This window comes from Ruminococcus gauvreauii, from assembly GCF_025151995.1.
Taxonomy (GTDB): domain Bacteria; phylum Bacillota; class Clostridia; order Lachnospirales; family Lachnospiraceae; genus Ruminococcus_G; species Ruminococcus_G gauvreauii.
In genome coordinates, this window is record NZ_CP102290.1 from 2,087,431 (window position 1) to 2,104,428 (window position 16,998).

Consider the following 16,998-nt stretch of genomic DNA (forward strand, 5'->3'; position numbering starts at 1 on the left):
GCAGCTTCTGGCTGGAAAATCGCAATTTATGGAGAATGTCTATGAATAAAGAATGGTCAGAACTTAATAAAACTATGCAAATGCAGATTAATAGCAGGAACAGTTTTTGTGACGGGATTATGACATTGTTGTTACTGCGTGAAAAACTGATAGGGCAGATAGCCGAATTTGAAAAAACTTTGACAAAAGAGCAGATGTGTGCCATTCCATTTATCAATGCGGAGGGCTACCATAGCAAAACAATAGCATACTCACTTTATCATATTTTTCGGATTGAGGATATTGTTGCACATTCTGTTATTGTAAAAGACGAACAGATATTTTTTGCGGGTAATTATCAAAGACGTATGCGCTCCCCGATCATTACAACAGGGAATGAATTGGTAAAGCAGGAAATAGCCGATTTTTCTAAGGAGCTTGATTTAAGCGAGCTTTACCAATATGTGTATGATGTGGATCAATCAACATCTGAATTGTTAAAGCAATTCACATTTGAGGATTTGAAGAAAAAATATACGGAACAGGACAAAGAAACAATCCGCACATTGGGTGTAGTCAGTGAAGATGAAAAGGCGGTCTGGCTCATTGATTACTGGTGCAATAAGAATTTAAAAGGTTTAATCCAAATGCCATTTTCGCGTCATTGGATTATGCACATTGAAGCAAGTCTGCGGATAAGAAATAAAGTTTAATGGGATTGGAAAATGTGTAAACAATTCCAATTTGCAAAATTGATAAATGTAAATTTGAAATCCCTTAATTTTCTGAAATAGGAAAGTTGGATTAAAATTTACAAACGGCAGCAATTTAAGGAATAAAGGGGAGTTCTCGATGATAAATAAAAAAATGATAGCCTTTTGCGGTACATATTGCGGCGTGTGTGAATGGAAAGACAAAATCGGGTGTAAGGGCTGTAAGGCCAATAGAGGGATTATGTTTTGGGGTGAGTGCGATAAAGCAATATGCTGTATAGAAAAGGGGCTTGAACATTGTGGGGAATGCTCAGATATGCCCTGCCAAAAGCTCAGAGACCTGTTTGATGATCCAGAGCATGGTGATCACGGAGCAAGACTTTGCAACCTGAAAAATTGGAAAGATGGCATCTGTGCCTATGAAAAATTAGGCAATACAGCGCAGGAGAAGGCAAAAAATTTGAAAGCAATTGATAACACCAATGACTAGGAAAGAAAGACAAGATTATTTCAATGGATGAGAATTAGGGCGATGACGGTACAGTTCCACAGTGAAAATTGGTAAAAGTGATTGGAACAAATCATACACTGACTTCCGGGATAATAATTAAAATTTGTGAATTTGTGAGAGTATATACTATGTTCAATGATGGTAGAAGTAAAAAGGTTGTTTTTGTTGCACATTGCTTTTTAAATCAAAATTCCATTTCAGATGGAACGGCGATTTATCCGGCAGCAAATAAAGATGTTGTTGATTTTTCCTTAAATGCAGATATTGGTATTGTCCAAATGCCCTGTCCGGAGTTTTGCTGTTTAGGACTTGATAGGGGAAATATTCATGGAGCTGATAGCCCGGTAGTGGTAGAGAATACACGCATACGTTCAGCAATGCAAAATGACGAATCGAATTTGAAACTAACAAGACTGGCTGATTATGTAGTACAACATATCATGGAATATAAAAAATATGGATTTGAAGTTATCGGTATTATTGGGGCAAATCGTTCTCCAAATTGTGGTGTCGAGACAACATCGGACAATGACGCAGAAATCAATGGTATGGGATTATTTGTAGAAAAAATTTCTCGCCAGCTTTTGCGAGAAAACATATCTATTCCCATGATAGGCATAAAGGGAACGGACAATATACAAGAAAAACTTCAGCAGTTAATATGAGTGAGAACCGAACCAAACAGCGGTTGCTACCGTGAATATCAAAAAATATGATTGATAGTTTCAGAATTGGAAAAGGAGGAGTTGCATGGATAAAAAAGAAACGGCAACAAAAGAAGACTTGATGGCAGTCGTTAGCCTGTTTGAAAATATGGGAATACTATATTGGGTGGACGGTGGCTGGGGCGTTGATCTATTGGCGGGTAAACAGACAAGGGATCATAGAGATATTGATATCAACTTTGACGCTCAATATACAGAAAGGCTATTAGATATACTTTCGGAGCATGGTTATAAAGTAGAGACGGATTGGAAACCTGTTAGAATAGAGTTATATAGCGATGAATACGGTTATTTGGACATCCATCCATTTGTTTTGAATGATGACGGGACATCAAAACAAGCCGATTTGGAAGGCGGCTGGTACGAGTTTGAGAAGGACTATTTTGGTAGTGCTGTTTTTGAGGGTAGAACAATTCCCTGTATATCTTTGAAAGGACAAAAAATTTTTCACTCGGGTTATGAGCTAAGGTATAAGGACAAGCATGATCTTTCTGTCCTTGAAAGTATATCAGAATAAGGCGAAATGGTGATTTGCATGGAGGAAGCAACGAGATATATTGCGCTTTTGCGCGGTGCCAATATAAGTGGAAAAAATAAAGTTCCGATGGCTGAACTAAAGAAAGCTTTTGAGGAGCTTGGGTTCGGAGCGGTTAAGACCTATCTGAACAGCGGCAATGTGATTTTTTCAAGTAATGAGGAGAATATAGGGAGCCTTACAGACCGGATTGAAACAACGATAAAAAAGTGGTTTGGTCTGGATATTCCGGTTTTCGTCACATCAAAAGAGGATCTCGAAGATATTTTGCAACACGCGCCTGACTGGTGGGGTGATGAAAATAAGGAAATCTATGATAATCTGATTTTTATTATGCCTCCGGCTACATTTGCTGAAGTGCGGGACGAGATCGGAGAACCCAGGGAAGGATTAGAAAAGATTAAGAATTATAAGGCAGTGGTATTCTGGTCTTTCAGCCGAAAGGACTATCAAAAAACAAACTGGTGGAGGGAGACGGCAAGTGCGGATATCAGCGGCAAACTGACAATCAGAACGGCAAACACTGTCAGGAAGATTGTCGGAATGTAGTTGTTTCTCAAATTCCGGTTTGTGGGGTGAAAAATATGCAGAACAACGAATTACTGAATCATTTGGATAAGCTACATACGACCGAATTGGGTGTAGTAAGAATCAAGAGAAACCTTGATTTGGATACCCATCATGTTGTTGATTGGTGCAGAAATAGGCTATCTTCTGTTGAAGCATCCATATTGAGAAAAGGAAAGAACTGGTATATAGCGGTTGACGGTTGTATCATTACGGTCAACGCTTATAGCTATACGATCATCACGGCGCATAAGGTACAGGAACAGCAAAGATAGCAATAAAGAACTGACAGAAAGAGCGGTACAAGAATATGACTTCACGAGAAAAGAAAAATAAAGTAATTCAACAAGTTATCAAACCGGCGCTCAAAGAAGCAGGTTTTCACAGCCTTCGGGGAACACAGGCTTTTTCCATTCATAAGGAAGCCTGCACAATCACCGTAAATATTCAAAGTTCCCAATTTAACAGCAATGCTACCGGGTTTTCCTTTTGGCTGAATATCGTAGTAGATACGCCTGGCCTTTCAGATGAACAACTACAAGATGTTACTTTTTTCAAATCTTTTACAGAAGCTTGCTTTTTGCCGCATCAAGGCAGGTTACACCCGCTCCGTAATATACGGGGTTATGTCATTGACGGTTATAAAAACTACAAGCCGATGGATACCCCCTATGAGGAGATTCAAGCCATCATTGCAAATGATATGCAGCAGTATATCATTCCGGGGCTATCCCAGATTGACAGCATAGCAGATTATCAAGAATGCGCTGCGCTGTGGCAAGAAGAATCAAAAAGTCAGTTTGTACGTCTGGTAGATTACTTTTCGGAAGCGCATATGCTGACATTACCGTTTCAAAAAGATACTTGGATTGGCACCGTAAATATGAAAGAGCTCGTTGAGAAGAAAAAGACACTATGCCTTACCACAGATGAAATCATGCAAAATAAATCAATTTATTGCAAAGTGCGTGAATTATCGACGCATCCGCAAGAGGACACATGGCCGTTGATTTGCATGACGCTCTCTGCAGAATAAGATGATTTGAAATGTGCGGAACTTCCTTTGAGAAGGAGGAGCAAATAATGAAGCGTTATGGAAATGATTTTTGCTGTTTAGGACTTGATAGGGGAAATATTCATGGCGCTGATAGCCCGGTAGTGGTAGAGAATACACGCATACGTTCAGCAATGCAAAATGCCGGCTCGAATTTGAAACTAACAAGACTGGCTGATTATGTAGTGCAACATATCATGGAATATAAGAAATATGGATTTGAAGTTATCGGTATTATTGGGGCAAATCGTTCTCCAAATTGTGGTGTCGAAACAACATCGGACAATGATGCAGAAATCAATGGTATGGGACTATTTATAGAAAAAATTTTTCACCAGCTTTTGCGAGAAAACATATCTATTCCCATGATAGGCATAAAGGGAACGGACAACATACAAGAAAAACTTCAGTTGGAATGTAGCTGTTTTCCACATTCCAACTGATTGACACTTATTTTAAGGAATCCCTGTCGGGGACCTGAACGGATAAAGCCTCGGTAAAATTGTACTGCTCAACCATATATGCCTGAACAGAGGCTAAAATCATACGGTAAGAGTCAGCCAGGTTCTCAGCAAACTCTGCGTTTTTTCCGGAACGCAGACAATGATACGCTCTCCGAGTGATTTCATTGAGCTGTTCGATTGCATCGGCTCCCTGCGGATAAAATGCAAAATAGAACCCCCATTCTGTGATTTGGCTCGTTTCATGCCAAATGACTTGTAATGGCTCTAAAGACAGGTGTTTAGAAATCATCTGAAACGAACTCGTGAGCGCAATCCCTGGCTTTTTAATTTGGTCAGCCAATACTACTAAATCATTTTCGCTAAAATGAGGTGCAGCGTAGGCTGCAACCGGATAGGACAATAGCACCATGAGCTGCAATGAATAAAGATATGTAAGGGCATCTCGCTTTGTAGTAAAATCCATCAGTGACAGTTCGGTGTTGAGCTGATCGGGAGTCAGAACCATTGTACCCTTGCCATTTAAAGTCTTTGTATAGCCTCTTTGTTCCAGCAGGCCCAATGCCTTTCTGACCGTATAAGCAGACACGCCATACTGCTTTGCCAGTTGTGCCTCATAGGGCAAATAAGTCCCGGCCGGATAGATGCCTGTTCCGATTTTTCGAGTCAAGTCCCGAACAATACGGGTATAGTAGTAATCCTTGCCTCTTAGAGGATTCCATTCAAATGCAGCTGGCGTCTGGGTGGGAACCTTGGCAACGCTGTCAGACAGCTGAATGAAAATTTCTGTAATGATGGCAGACATGTCCTGATAAAGTGCTTTTAAATGATGATACTGTTCCACCGGATCGCGTTCTGATAATACCTCAATGATTGATCGAGGTTCAAAAGTTGGCCTCCGGTACATGATATCTTGGGAAAAGCTGCATTTTTCTAAAAAGTACGCAAAATTCCCCTGAAGCTCAAAGGCTGTATGCAGATCACATAACAGAGGATTATGGCTGGCGCTTAAAATATCCCTTGTCAACGCAATCAGAGCCTTCCAGCTCTCGGAACAGATTCCCTGCTGTGCCGCTCTTTGCGCCTGCCGATAATGAGGCATGGACTCAACCGAGCAGTTATGTGAGGCAAATACAAGCAGATAGGGTAACAATCGCCCATAAGTTTCATATACCTGTAAGATAGAATCCCGCTGCTCTAAAATTGCAGTTATTCCGGGACCTGTTAAGTTGTGCGGAAGGACTACGGGGGCCTGCCGGATTTGAATATCAATAAATTTTTCAGCCTTTAAGGTATCCAGTACCCGCGTAATGGTCGCAATCCCCACATTGTATTCTTCACATAGATTTCTGGAAGAAGGGAGTTTGCTGCCGGGCTGGAATTGCCCTGAAACAATACGTTTTTTTAAATCTTCATATACATAAGAAAAACGAGTTTCCTGTCGTTTCATAATATAAATGCCCTTTCTAAAGCTCAAACACATATTGCTTTTAGTATACTACAAAATTCAGAATAGTGGTAATGAAACTTGAAGCAAAGCGGTGTATGGGTGAGTTTATTCAGCAATTTCTTCTTGTGTATGATAGGGTGTAATAGTAAAATATAGATGAGACGTTGACAAATAAAAATTAAGAAGTGCGGCTGAAAAGGCCGTAAAATTTTTCCTGATACCTATTTGCTAAGGTGGGCAGAATGGTATGAGAAAAAGTAATATAAGAAATTCACTGGAGTGATGATATGTTGAAAGTCAGACCAAAATTAAGGGTTTTAATTGTGGACGATTCTGAATTAAATCGTGAGATGCTGGGCTCTATGCTTGGGGATGAATATGAGATTCTGGAAGCGGAGAATGGGGTGCAAGCTGTTGAAATAATGCGGGAACATGTATCAAATCTGTCTCTTATTCTGCTGGATGTTCAAATGCCGCAGATGGACGGACTGGAGCTTCTGAAACATATGGGCCGGTTACATTGGATTGATGTGATTCCGGTCATCATGATATCCAGTGAAACTGCGCCCAAATTTATAGAGCGTGCGTATGATCTTGGAGCAACAGATTATATTGCCCGGCCTTATAACACGATGATTGTACGCCGCCGTGTAGCCAATGTTATTTTATCCTTTGCAAGACAACGTCAGTTGATGGAGATCATTACCCAACAGATAAGTAAAAAGGAAAAGGACAATCGGCTCATGCTTTCCATCTTGTCCCATATCGTGGAATTCCGCAATGGAGAAAGTGGGCTTCATGTCATACATATCAATATCATTACTGACCTTCTGCTTCGGCAGTATATGTTAAAAATCGGCAGTAATAAAATCACCAGTGAAGATATTTCTCTGATCGGTATGGCTTCGGCGCTGCACGATATTGGCAAGATCGCCATTCCAGAAGAAATCCTCAATAAGCCCGGCCGTCTTTCAGTAGGGGAATACCAGATTATGCAGGGACATTGTATGGCAGGAGCGAATATACTCATGGATCTGCCCATTGACCGGAATGAGCCTTTGCTCAAAACGGCATATGAAATCTGCCGATGGCATCATGAGCGGTATGATGGAAGCGGCTATCCGGATGGGCTGAAGGGAGATACCATTCCGCTCTCTGCACAGGTGGTCGCCTTGGCGGATGTTTATGATGCGCTTACCAGTGAACGGTGTTATAAGTCAGCGTATTCCCATGATACAGCAATGAAAATGATCTTTGATGGGCAGTGTGGAGTGTTCCAGCCCTTGTTACTGGAATGTCTGCGTGATATTGGAGATACACTCCAACGGGAGCTGACGGCCAAAGATACCTTTGACTTTGAGAACACAATAAATGAAACCAGCCATATAACGGAACAACTACAGCACTATGGTTTGGACGACTCGGAACATCTGATAGGTATGCTTAAAAATATTGATGAAAAGTATATGCCGGCCACAAATTGCAGTGAGGCTATGGAAAAGCCCTCCATAGATCCATTGTTAGACTGCAAGTATGCAAAAAAGCGAACAGACCATTGTTCCATAAGCAGCTTGGAGGCCAGGATATTATTGCAGTATCTCATCTTTGATGTTGTCCGATTGGTTGACGCCACGAAAAACTGTCAAGTTAACATTGATGAGGCGGGTAATCATCAAGACTCAGAATACCGCTGCTATGACATGTGGAGCAAAGAAGATCGGTGTGAAAACTGTATCTCAGCGAAATGTATGTCAAGTAAAGGAAGCCTAACAAAATTGAAGTTTGTAGACGAGTGTATCTACCATGTTCGAGCGACTTATGTGGAGGTGGACGGTCTGCCCTATTCGCTGGAGCTGATTGATAAGATTACAGAAGAAACCTTGCTGGGCGGTCATGGAAAAGAAGACGTGGTAAAGTATATTACGGCTCATAACCACAGACTTTATGTAGATATCCTAACCGGGGTTTATAATCGCCGCTATTACGAGGAGCAGCTGCGTGACATGTTTCATATTTCAGCGGCAGCCATGCTGGATATGGATCATTTCAAAGCTGTCAATGATACCTATGGCCATCTGGTTGGGGACATGACATTGAAGCAGGCAGCCATCGCCATAAAAAACAGTGTAAGAAAAACGGACGATGTCGTGCGTTTAGGCGGAGATGAGTTTTTCATTGTTTTTCGGGAGATACCGTTTCATGTGCTGCAGAAAAAATTGGAAGCCATTAGAGCCTGTGTTGAAAACATCGTTTTTTCTGATTATCCACAGCTGCACTTTTCTATCAGTATTGGTGGGGTTTACGGACCGGGGAAGACTTCGGATTTAATGAATATAGCAGATAAATTATTATATCAGGCAAAGAGAGAGCAAGTGGGATTGCGGGTGGAACGCTTGGCGGGCAACAGTCTGATGGAAGGAAAAGGACAAGGAAATGAAGCGACATAAAGCTATTTTATCCATTTTTTTAATATTAACCTTGCTGTCAGGCTGCAGCAGGTATTCCAGTGAAGTCGTGCTGATTGAGAATGAACCGCCTGCAGAACAGGAGCATTTGTTCCTTTCTGTTTTTGGATATAAAGCAGACGCACTCAATCTGACAGCGATTGAAAACATATTGAACCTCCATATGGAACAGAACCCGGATATTGTCGTAACTTACGAGGGCGTGAAAGGGGCGGATTACTGGAATGCGTTGGAAAGACGGGCGCAGGCCAATGGGCTTGACGATGTATTTATGGTGGATCATGACCATGTGATCGAATTGACCGGGCAGGGTAAATTAGCGGATTTATCCGAGCTGCCTGCGATTGAAAAGTATCAGGATATTATGAAAGAGCAGTTTATCAACAAAGACGGTTCTGCATATTTCCTGCCGATATGTATATCTGCCTACGGATTGTATATCAATTACGATCTGTTGGAAGCACATGGACAGAAAGTTCCGGAAAACTGGTCTGATTTTATGGATGTCTGTAACTATTTTGTAAAAAAAGGAATGACGCCCATTGTTGCAAATAACTATACTTCGCTTAAACACCTTATTGTGGCCAGATCGCTGTATTCTGTTTACCAGCAGGATTCTGCGGCGGCAATCGAAAGATTCAATCGTGAACCGGAAGAATTGGCAAACGCACTGCGCCCGGGAATCAAAATGGTCGAGAAAATGATCCACTGTAAATGGATCGACTGCGCAGAGACTTTGACGACAGATCAGACTTCGGATGACCTCAAGCTATTCGTTGGCGGAGACCGGCCGTTTATGGTGACCGGAGGCTGGGCGACTCCCAGAGTGGCGGCTATGAACCCTAAGTTTTCTTATGGTGTGCATCCTTTTCCCATTCTGGATGATGGCGGTGTGCTCGTGATCAACGCGAACACCTGTATCAGCGTTAACGCTGACAGCGAGCATTTAGATGAGGCCATGCAGCTTGTGGAATGTATCACCCAACCGGATTGCATATGGGAATACTGTGACAGCCAAAGCTCCTATACGCCGCTGCAGGATGATAGAATCCCCGCCGATGAAACGATCCTTCCCGCTTCTGCGTGTTTAGAACGAGGGCAGATTGTGATAGGCTCTGATTATAGGCTGAATCTGCCATTGGGCACTTCTCTTTCTGAGATAACACAGCAGATGTTAATGGGAATGTCTGCAGATGAGGCTGCTACCCTGTTAAACCGACTTTTGGAACAGTAGCTCCCGGAGGAAATAGAAATGAGAATAAAACGATTTTTGGTAAATGGTCTGATCGTAATTATTCTTAGCAGTATTCTTTTAGGCTGCTATTATTATACGAAGAGCGTTCAGACCTCCCTGTGGATGCAAAATGCAGAACAGACCCTGGAAATTACCAGCCAGGGCGGGCACGCATTTGAGACTTATATTACAATAGAACAGGAACGGGTAAAGAGTTTAGTCAATAAGATGTCGGAAATAGAGTCTTATGAGGAAAGCAAGATACAGAATAATCTGAATCTACTGGGCGGAGAGACATCCAATTATACCGTTGTTGATCTGGGCAATGGAATTTTATACTCAAACCGTCTGGAGGAGCGGCGCTTTTTAAGCGCGGAGGAGCTGGAATTTTATCGTACCTTTTCCGGCAAAGGCATCAGGGAAAACTATTTGAACATCTACGATGGACATAATACCATGGGAGTCTATGAATGTTTCACGTTTGCCGATGGAGTACAAGGGTTAATGCAAAAGGGGGAGAAGGTTTCTAATCTTTCAAAAGAGTTCTCCATATCCTTTTATAATGAAAGTGGTTTTTCCTATATAACAAATCAGAACGGAGACGTTTTGATCCGTCCATACCATAAAAACAGTAACCGGACGTTTTTAAATATTTTTGATATGATTGCAGAGGAAAATGATGAGGAGGATATTCAGACCTTCAGGGAAAGCCTGTCAAAGGGGCACTCCGGCGTTATCCAATTTTCCTTCAACGGCTCAGAGAACATCATTACCTTCTCTCCCATAAAAGCCGTGAAGGGGTGGTATATCATTTCTGTAATTCCAAGCAGTGTCGTTATGGAAAATACAGACCATATACTGCAGTCGTCCCAAATATTTATTTTTGCGGTCTTTATCGTGTTAATCATAGGACTTATATTTCTGCTTTTTGAACGGCAAAGCCGCAAACGTATTGAAAGTAAGGAACAGGATATACAATACCGTGAACAGCTATTCAGCATTCTTTCGGAAAATATAGATGATGTGTTTTTAATGCTCAACAGTAAGTCTTATGCAGTAGAATATGTGACGCCGAACGTGAATCGCGTCCTCGGCATTTCCAAGGAAGAGGTCACGGCAGATCTTAAAACACTAGGAAAAGCTGCATACATAGGTGGAAAGATCATTTCTTACCCAGAGCTGGATCTGATGCAGCCGGGCCAGTCGATTACGCTGGAAAGTGAGCGTACTCATAGAAAAACAGCAGAAAAGCGTTGGTTTTACGAATCTGTTTATCGTGTGGGTGACGGCCAATCTGATAAATTTATCGTAGTGCTGTCAGACAGGACCAAGGACAGACAGAACAAGATCATGTTGGAAACGGCGTTGGATGCAGCAAATGCTGCCAATAGGGCCAAGAGTACGTTTTTAAATAATATAAGCCATGATATCCGGACGCCTATGAATGCAATCGTAGGTCTTACCGTACTGCTGAATCATGATTCCGGCGATCAGGAGCGGGTAAAGGAATATACCCGTAAGATTACGGCTTCCAGTCAGTACCTTCTGGGTCTGATCAACGATGTGCTGGACATGAGTAAGATCGAGAGCGGAAAAACCACGTTGAACATCACCGAAATCAATCTGGCAGAACTGATCGACGAGCTGGGGACCATGATCCGGCCGCAGGCCAAAGCAAAGCAGCAGGAATTTGAACTTTTTCTGAAAAATGTAACAACGGAACACCTGATCGGTGACAGGATGAGAATCAATCAGGTGCTGACTAATATCCTGTCGAATGCAGTAAAATACACGCCGGCTGGCGGCAGGATTCAAATGACCGTAACCCAGCTCCCGCAAAAAACAAAGGATTTTGTCCGGCTGCGGTTTGAGGTTCAGGATAACGGTATTGGCATGTCGGAGGAGTTTTTAGCTGTTATTTTTGAACCCTTTGCCCGTGAAATCAATAGTGTGACGAACCAGATACAGGGAACCGGCCTTGGAATGCCGATTGTAAAAAATCTGGTTGAGCTGATGGGCGGGACGATTGATGTAAAGAGCAGACAGGGTGAGGGCAGCCTTTTTACGGTTGATTTGGAACTGCGCATTCAGGTGCAGAATATAGATGAAGAATTTTGGGAGAACCACAGGATAACCCGTGTACTGATTGTGGATGATGATGAAAGCATTTGCACAAATGTGATCCGCGCCATGGAAGGTACCGGAGTGTCGGTTCAATACGCATTGGGCGGCGGCAATGCCATCCGGCAGATTGGGCAGGCACATCAGGAGGGCGTACTCTTTGACCTTGTGCTTTTGGATTGGAAAATGCCCGGTATGGACGGTATTCAAACGGCCAGAGAAATTCGGGCCATGCTGCCGGAGCATATTCCGATTATCCTTCTTACCGCTTACGAATGGGATGAGATTGAGGAGGAGGCTCTTGCGGCAGGCATTGATGGGTTCCTGGCAAAACCGTTTTTCCTGACCAGCTTTAAGCAGGCGATTGTAACGGTTCAGGCAAAGGATCAAAAAATGCCGGATACAGAGGCGCCCGATGACATACTGACAGGCATAACAATACTTGCTGCGGAAGATAATGAGCTGAACGCAGAGATCTTGCGGGAGCTGCTGAATATGAACAACGTAGCGTGTGATTTCGTCAGCAATGGGCAGGAGCTGCTGGAGGCGTTTGAGAAGTCCGAACCGGATCAGTATGATTTGATTTTGACGGATATCCAGATGCCTGTCATGAATGGCTATGATGCTGCCAGAGCCATTCGGAGCTGTGGCCATCCTTGTGGGAAGATAATCCCAATCGTGGCGATGACAGCAAATGCGTTTGCAGAAGATGTTAAGGAAGCGCTGGACGCAGGAATGAACGCTCATGTGCCTAAGCCCATTGACATGAGAAATCTGGAATCAGTGATTGCAGAGCTTATAAAAAAGAAACAATAGTTTAAGAAGCGGAGATATTTATGGACCTGAAAGAATGTTATGTAAAGCTGGGCGGGGAATATGACGAAGTATTGGCCCGTCTGTATAGTGAAGATATGATAAGGCGGTTTCTCATTAAATTTTTAAACGATGGAACCTACGACCTTTTGATAGAGCAGCTTTTATTGGAGAATTATTTGGAGGCATTTCGCGCTGCCCATACGTTGAAAGGAGTCTGTGAAAACCTGGGGTTGTCAGATCTCTGTAAATCCAGCAGTATGCTCACGGAAGCGTTGCGGGCGGGGGTTCGTCCGGAAAACTTGACTGTTTTAAAAGCTCAAGTCTGTGCCGACTATGAGCAGGCCGTTTCTGCTATTCAAATGATTTGTTGATGCGTGAGAGGTGCGATAATCATACATCCAATTAAAATTGCCTGACGGCTCTGATGACTGGAGACACAATCGGAGGTTTGATAGGAGTATAAAATATGCCGAGAGACGAATTATCAGAAAACTTTGAAAAAGAGGCAAGGAAAGAGGAGCAGCTATTTTTATCGCTGTGCAGTCAGAGGGATAAGCAGAAATTGATGAAGCAGATTCCCATGTCGTTTCAAGACTACTTGCGGCTTACCTGCATTATCTCTTTTATGGATCTCGTATATTATGAGGTGAAGCTCAATGAACTTTTTCCAGAACTTCATGAAGAGAAGGAACAAATGCTGGAGCGTCACAAAGTAATTATAAGTGAATATCCAGATTATTATAAAGATGAGGATGTTTACAAAAAAGTTCAGGACTTATTGACTGCATTTTGCTGCCAAATCTCCGATAAAGAGCAACAAGATTTTTATGCTAAAAAGTTTGATGTGAAATTGGAACATGATTTGTAGGAGGAAATGAACGGTATTCGACAGACCTTAACGAAAACAGCAACATTATGCAAGAAAAAGGCATATGTATAAACTATAATGATATTATTGGAGTAATTTTTGCGGAGGTGACTTATGGATCATTCCAACAGTAAAATTGTTTTTGACGAAAAATTGAATATAGAGGTATTAACACTGACAGGAATGATTGAAAGTTTGCCACCGCATTTTCATGATTACTATGAGTTAGGCTATATAGAAAGCGGGAGCCGACGAGTAATATGTCAAGGTAAGGAATACACCATAGGAAAAAATGATCTGCTCCTTTTCAACCCGAAAGATAATCATACTTGTTTAGAGTTGAAAAAGGAAATGTTGGATTTTAGATGTTTTCACATCACTACTGAACGCATGGAAGAACTGACATTGGAATGTTTAGGATTTGCCATATGTCCGTATTTTGAACCGCAGATTGTTTATCAGAGTGATCTTATTCCGCAAATCACAGAGTTGATTGACTTGATTGAGAATGGTTCATATTGCGATTTGCAAAAGGAAGAATTGCTTTATATGATCATTGGTGATTTGGTTGCAGATTATTCTCAACCATTGGAGTGCGAACAAATAGAAGCTTCGGATATTGTAGAACGTGCTTGTGAGTATATTGAAAGGCATTACGCCTCAAACATATCTTTATGCGATTTAAGTACCTTTACGGGTTTTAGCAAGTATCACTTTATACGGATGTTTACGAGAGAAAAGGGAATATCTCCTTATCGCTTTATTGAATGTACTAAAATGACAGAAGCAAAAAAAATGCTGAAGGCCGGAGAAGATTTATCAAATATTACCTATCAGCTTGGTTTTAGCAGCCAAAGCCACTTTACTAATTTTTTCAAGAAATACGCCATGGTTACTCCAAAACAATATAGCAAGCTTTATAATGCTTAATTGAATTTTTTCATAGAGCATGGACCTACACTAACAGGAGATGATGATATGGGAAATTAGCCGTGATAGAAATCTCTGAGTCAGGAGATAAAATTGGAGAAAAACTGCTTATGCTGTTAAATGTCCAGCAGCGGCAGGCATTAATAAAATACCTTCTTAGTGAAGAAAAGAAGGATACCGATTCAGCTGATAGCCCATGTGACGGCTTTCAAATCCATGATCCACAGGCGGAAGCCGATAGAGGATTCACAGAGATCGAGATAGGAGAGCTATACTTTTGTTTGGAGCAGCGGCTTGTACGTGTGAGAGGACAAGTGATTGAGTTAACAGCGAAAGAATTTGATATTCTTGCGCTATTGCTCACACATCCCAAAAGGGTATTTACTTATGAACTGATCATGGAGTTGGTCTGGAACGAGGATTATACTTTTTATTCCAAAAAAGCGGTAAGCAATCACATGAGTAACCTGCGGAAGAAACTCAAAGTTACACCGGATGCTCTGGACTATATTAAAAACATTGTTGGTGTCGGCTATAAATTTGAAGCACCATAAAAAACATATAATCTGCCATTGTTAGCAGAATAGCGGTAATCGTCAAGAATCTGGGTAAACTGGCCTGCCAGCTCGCCGCGCCTTGACGATTATTTGCGATTCTGCTATTGTTGTTTCATATACGGTTTTGACACATAATAAAGACAGATTATCGCAATGTAAGGAGTAATGCAATGAATGAAAAAATCTTAGTGGTTGATGATGAAAAAGAATTGGCCGATTTAGTTGAAGTATATCTGAAAAACGATGGATATACCGTTTATAAATTTTATAATGGCAAGGATGCACTAAAGTGTATTGAATCCGTGGAACTGGATTTAGCCATATTGGATATCATGCTTCCGGATGTAGACGGGTTTCAGATCTGCCAGAAAATCCGGGAAAAGTTTTACTTCCCTGTTATCATGCTGACAGCAAAAGTGGAGGACGGGGATAAAATCATGGGACTGTCCGTGGCGGATGATTATATTACGAAGCCATTTAACCCGCTGGAAGTGGTTGCGAGAGTAAAGGCGCAGCTGCGGCAGTACATGCGGTACAAGCAGCCCAGCTTAAAGCAGGAGGCTGAATGCACAGAATACGATATCAGAGGGATGACAATCAGCAAGAGCAGCCATAAGTGTATCCTGTTTGGAAAGGAGATTCAGCTGACGCCAACGGAGTTTTCGATTCTTTGGTATCTGTGCGAGCGTCAGGGTACGGTTGTTTCTACAGAGGAATTATTTGAGGCAGTATGGGGTGAACGGTTTTTTGACAGCAATAATACTGTGATGGCGCATATCGGGCGGCTCCGGGAGAAAATGAAGGAACCGTCAAGAAATCCGAAATTTATAAAAACTGTGTGGGGAGTGGGATATACCATTGAAAAATAGAAATAAAACCAGTCATGAAGATGACTATTTACTTTTTAAAAACAGATTGTCCGTTAAAATATTGCTTATGATGGTATATTCCATTCTAATTATTGCGGGTGTTTATCTGTTTATCTTAAAAGATAATTTTGCAAATGTCGTGGTAGCCATTTTAGACAGCTTTATCTATCATGATCGGGATGAGGCGGTGGCTGTTTATCTGAGAACCTTTAAGGCGTATGAGATATGGCTTTTCCTGATAGCGGTTATGGGCGTGTTTTTTATGATCTTCCGCCGTTATCTGGACAGTATTTCAAAATATTTTAAGGAGATCAACCGGGGGATCGATACTTTGGTGAATGAGGATGCCAACGATATTGGGCTGCCTCCGGAGTTGGCTTCGACCGAAAGAAAAATCAATTCCATACGGCATACCCTGACGAAACGGAAAACGGACGCTGAGCTTGCAGAGCAAAGGAAAAACGATCTTGTCATGTATCTGGTCCATGACCTGAAGACCCCGCTTTCATCGGTCATAGGATATTTGAACCTGTTAAGGGATGAGAATCAGATTTCCGAGGAACTCAGGGAAAAATATTTGTCCATATCATTGGATAAGGCTGAGCGTCTGGAAGAACTGATCAATGAGTTTTTTGAAATTACGAGGTTTAATCTTTCAAACATCACGCTTGTGTACAGCAAAATCAATCTGACGATGATGCTGGAACAGCTGGGGCACGAGTTTAAGCCGATGCTGGCTGGGAAAAATCTGATATGTGAATTTGATGTTCAGCCGGACATGATGCTGTCCTGTGATGCCAACAAGCTGCAGCGGGTGTTCGATAATGTGCTGAGAAATGCCGTCAGTTACTGCTATGAGAATACCACCATTCGGGTGAAAGCCAGGCAGACCGAAGACCATGTACTCATCCAAATCATAAACGAAGGGGATACGATTCCTGGGGAGAGATTGGAAAGAATCTTTGAGCAGTTTTACCGCCTGGATGTATCTCGAAGCTCAAGTACCGGCGGGGCCGGTCTGGGGCTTGCCATTGCAAAAGAGATTGTGGAACTGCACCATGGACAGATCACTGCCCGCAGCGAAAATGGTATCACCAGTTTTGAGGTTGCATTGCCCGTCGTAGGAAAATCGTAAGAAATTCC

Annotated in this window: 18 protein-coding genes; 17 read left to right on the forward strand and 1 reads right to left on the reverse strand. The window is 42.1% G+C overall.

Features of this window, described 5'->3' with window-relative positions; genetic code table 11:
- Positions 1-41 precede the first annotated feature (41 nt).
- The 8 genes from NQ502_RS10030 to NQ502_RS10065 all read left to right on the forward strand — a co-directional run bounded on the left by NQ502_RS10030 (position 42) and on the right by NQ502_RS10065 (position 4,527).
- Complete coding sequence (locus NQ502_RS10030; protein WP_028530123.1) at positions 42-692, forward strand: hypothetical protein; 651 nt, start codon at positions 42-44, stop codon at positions 690-692.
- 139 nt (positions 693-831) lie between these two features.
- Positions 832-1,182 (forward strand): DUF3795 domain-containing protein, encoded by a 351-nt coding sequence (locus tag NQ502_RS10035; RefSeq protein WP_049898466.1) that lies wholly within the window; start codon positions 832-834, stop codon positions 1,180-1,182.
- Between the two features lie 149 nt (positions 1,183-1,331).
- Positions 1,332-1,868 (forward strand): CD3072 family TudS-related putative desulfidase, encoded by a 537-nt coding sequence (locus NQ502_RS10040; protein ID WP_028530124.1) that lies wholly within the window; start codon positions 1,332-1,334, stop codon positions 1,866-1,868.
- 85 nt (positions 1,869-1,953) lie between these two features.
- Positions 1,954-2,445 (forward strand): nucleotidyltransferase domain-containing protein, encoded by a 492-nt coding sequence (locus NQ502_RS10045; protein ID WP_028530125.1) that lies wholly within the window; start codon positions 1,954-1,956, stop codon positions 2,443-2,445.
- A gap of 18 nt (positions 2,446-2,463) precedes the next feature.
- Positions 2,464-3,012: a DUF1697 domain-containing protein gene (locus NQ502_RS10050; protein WP_242830307.1), complete on the forward strand. Its 549-nt coding sequence runs from the start codon at positions 2,464-2,466 to the stop codon at positions 3,010-3,012.
- 35 nt (positions 3,013-3,047) lie between these two features.
- On the forward strand, positions 3,048-3,305 hold the full coding sequence (locus NQ502_RS10055) for a DUF3781 domain-containing protein (protein WP_028530127.1): 258 nt from the start codon (positions 3,048-3,050) through the stop codon (positions 3,303-3,305).
- Between the two features lie 35 nt (positions 3,306-3,340).
- On the forward strand, positions 3,341-4,066 hold the full coding sequence (locus tag NQ502_RS10060) for a DUF4304 domain-containing protein (RefSeq protein WP_028530128.1): 726 nt from the start codon (positions 3,341-3,343) through the stop codon (positions 4,064-4,066).
- Between the two features lie 47 nt (positions 4,067-4,113).
- Positions 4,114-4,527, forward strand: coding sequence for a hypothetical protein (locus NQ502_RS10065; RefSeq protein WP_083963512.1), 414 nt, complete (start codon positions 4,114-4,116; stop codon positions 4,525-4,527).
- Positions 4,528-4,534: 7 nt separating this feature from the next.
- Here NQ502_RS10065 and NQ502_RS10070 read toward each other — a convergent pair whose 3' ends face one another.
- Positions 4,535-5,995, reverse strand: a complete 1,461-nt coding sequence (locus NQ502_RS10070) for a GntR family transcriptional regulator (RefSeq protein WP_028530129.1) — start codon at positions 5,993-5,995, stop codon at positions 4,535-4,537.
- A gap of 287 nt (positions 5,996-6,282) precedes the next feature.
- Here NQ502_RS10070 and NQ502_RS10075 point away from each other — a divergent pair, with 287 nt between their 5' ends.
- The 9 genes from NQ502_RS10075 to NQ502_RS10115 all read left to right on the forward strand — a co-directional run bounded on the left by NQ502_RS10075 (position 6,283) and on the right by NQ502_RS10115 (position 16,990).
- Positions 6,283-8,442, forward strand: a complete 2,160-nt coding sequence (locus NQ502_RS10075; RefSeq protein ID WP_044983604.1) for a diguanylate cyclase domain-containing protein — start codon at positions 6,283-6,285, stop codon at positions 8,440-8,442.
- Positions 8,429-9,694, forward strand: coding sequence for an ABC transporter substrate-binding protein (locus tag NQ502_RS10080; RefSeq protein ID WP_028530130.1), 1,266 nt, complete (start codon positions 8,429-8,431; stop codon positions 9,692-9,694). The genes NQ502_RS10075 and NQ502_RS10080 overlap by 14 nt, the downstream gene beginning before the upstream one ends.
- Positions 9,695-9,712: 18 nt before the next feature.
- Positions 9,713-12,631 (forward strand): response regulator, encoded by a 2,919-nt coding sequence (locus tag NQ502_RS10085; RefSeq protein WP_028530131.1) that lies wholly within the window; start codon positions 9,713-9,715, stop codon positions 12,629-12,631.
- A 20-nt stretch (positions 12,632-12,651) separates the two neighbouring features.
- Positions 12,652-13,002: an Hpt domain-containing protein gene (locus tag NQ502_RS10090; protein ID WP_028530132.1), complete on the forward strand. Its 351-nt coding sequence runs from the start codon at positions 12,652-12,654 to the stop codon at positions 13,000-13,002.
- Between the two features lie 95 nt (positions 13,003-13,097).
- Positions 13,098-13,499, forward strand: a complete 402-nt coding sequence (locus tag NQ502_RS10095; RefSeq protein ID WP_023042616.1) for a hypothetical protein — start codon at positions 13,098-13,100, stop codon at positions 13,497-13,499.
- 114 nt (positions 13,500-13,613) lie between these two features.
- Positions 13,614-14,429 (forward strand): AraC family transcriptional regulator, encoded by an 816-nt coding sequence (locus NQ502_RS10100; protein WP_023042615.1) that lies wholly within the window; start codon positions 13,614-13,616, stop codon positions 14,427-14,429.
- Positions 14,430-14,491: 62 nt separating this feature from the next.
- Positions 14,492-14,983, forward strand: a complete 492-nt coding sequence (locus NQ502_RS10105; RefSeq protein WP_023042747.1) for a winged helix-turn-helix domain-containing protein — start codon at positions 14,492-14,494, stop codon at positions 14,981-14,983.
- A 173-nt stretch (positions 14,984-15,156) separates the two neighbouring features.
- Positions 15,157-15,855: a vancomycin resistance response regulator transcription factor VanR-D gene (gene vanR-D, locus NQ502_RS10110; protein ID WP_023042613.1), complete on the forward strand. Its 699-nt coding sequence runs from the start codon at positions 15,157-15,159 to the stop codon at positions 15,853-15,855.
- A complete protein-coding gene (locus NQ502_RS10115; RefSeq protein WP_028530133.1) occupies positions 15,845-16,990 on the forward strand; it encodes a vancomycin resistance histidine kinase VanS-D in 1,146 nt (381 codons plus the stop codon). The genes vanR-D and NQ502_RS10115 overlap by 11 nt, the downstream gene beginning before the upstream one ends.
- Positions 16,991-16,998 lie beyond the last annotated feature (8 nt).

What these genes read in the sequence shown, in the direction of transcription:
- NQ502_RS10030 (WP_028530123.1), top strand. Translation starts at nt 42, where the DNA reads ATGAATAAAGAATGGTCAGAACTTAATAAAACTATGCAAATGCAGATT.
- NQ502_RS10035 (WP_049898466.1), top strand. Translation starts at nt 832, where the DNA reads ATGATAAATAAAAAAATGATAGCCTTTTGCGGTACATATTGCGGCGTG.
- NQ502_RS10040 (WP_028530124.1), top strand. Translation starts at nt 1,332, where the DNA reads ATGTTCAATGATGGTAGAAGTAAAAAGGTTGTTTTTGTTGCACATTGC.
- NQ502_RS10045 (WP_028530125.1), top strand. Translation starts at nt 1,954, where the DNA reads ATGGATAAAAAAGAAACGGCAACAAAAGAAGACTTGATGGCAGTCGTT.
- NQ502_RS10050 (WP_242830307.1), top strand. Translation starts at nt 2,464, where the DNA reads ATGGAGGAAGCAACGAGATATATTGCGCTTTTGCGCGGTGCCAATATA.
- NQ502_RS10055 (WP_028530127.1), top strand. Translation starts at nt 3,048, where the DNA reads ATGCAGAACAACGAATTACTGAATCATTTGGATAAGCTACATACGACC.
- NQ502_RS10060 (WP_028530128.1), top strand. Translation starts at nt 3,341, where the DNA reads ATGACTTCACGAGAAAAGAAAAATAAAGTAATTCAACAAGTTATCAAA.
- NQ502_RS10065 (WP_083963512.1), top strand. Translation starts at nt 4,114, where the DNA reads ATGAAGCGTTATGGAAATGATTTTTGCTGTTTAGGACTTGATAGGGGA.
- NQ502_RS10070 (WP_028530129.1), bottom strand. Translation starts at nt 5,995, where the DNA reads ATGAAACGACAGGAAACTCGTTTTTCTTATGTATATGAAGATTTAAAA.
- NQ502_RS10075 (WP_044983604.1), top strand. Translation starts at nt 6,283, where the DNA reads ATGTTGAAAGTCAGACCAAAATTAAGGGTTTTAATTGTGGACGATTCT.
- NQ502_RS10080 (WP_028530130.1), top strand. Translation starts at nt 8,429, where the DNA reads ATGAAGCGACATAAAGCTATTTTATCCATTTTTTTAATATTAACCTTG.
- NQ502_RS10085 (WP_028530131.1), top strand. Translation starts at nt 9,713, where the DNA reads ATGAGAATAAAACGATTTTTGGTAAATGGTCTGATCGTAATTATTCTT.
- NQ502_RS10090 (WP_028530132.1), top strand. Translation starts at nt 12,652, where the DNA reads ATGGACCTGAAAGAATGTTATGTAAAGCTGGGCGGGGAATATGACGAA.
- NQ502_RS10095 (WP_023042616.1), top strand. Translation starts at nt 13,098, where the DNA reads ATGCCGAGAGACGAATTATCAGAAAACTTTGAAAAAGAGGCAAGGAAA.
- NQ502_RS10100 (WP_023042615.1), top strand. Translation starts at nt 13,614, where the DNA reads ATGGATCATTCCAACAGTAAAATTGTTTTTGACGAAAAATTGAATATA.
- vanR-D (WP_023042613.1), top strand. Translation starts at nt 15,157, where the DNA reads ATGAATGAAAAAATCTTAGTGGTTGATGATGAAAAAGAATTGGCCGAT.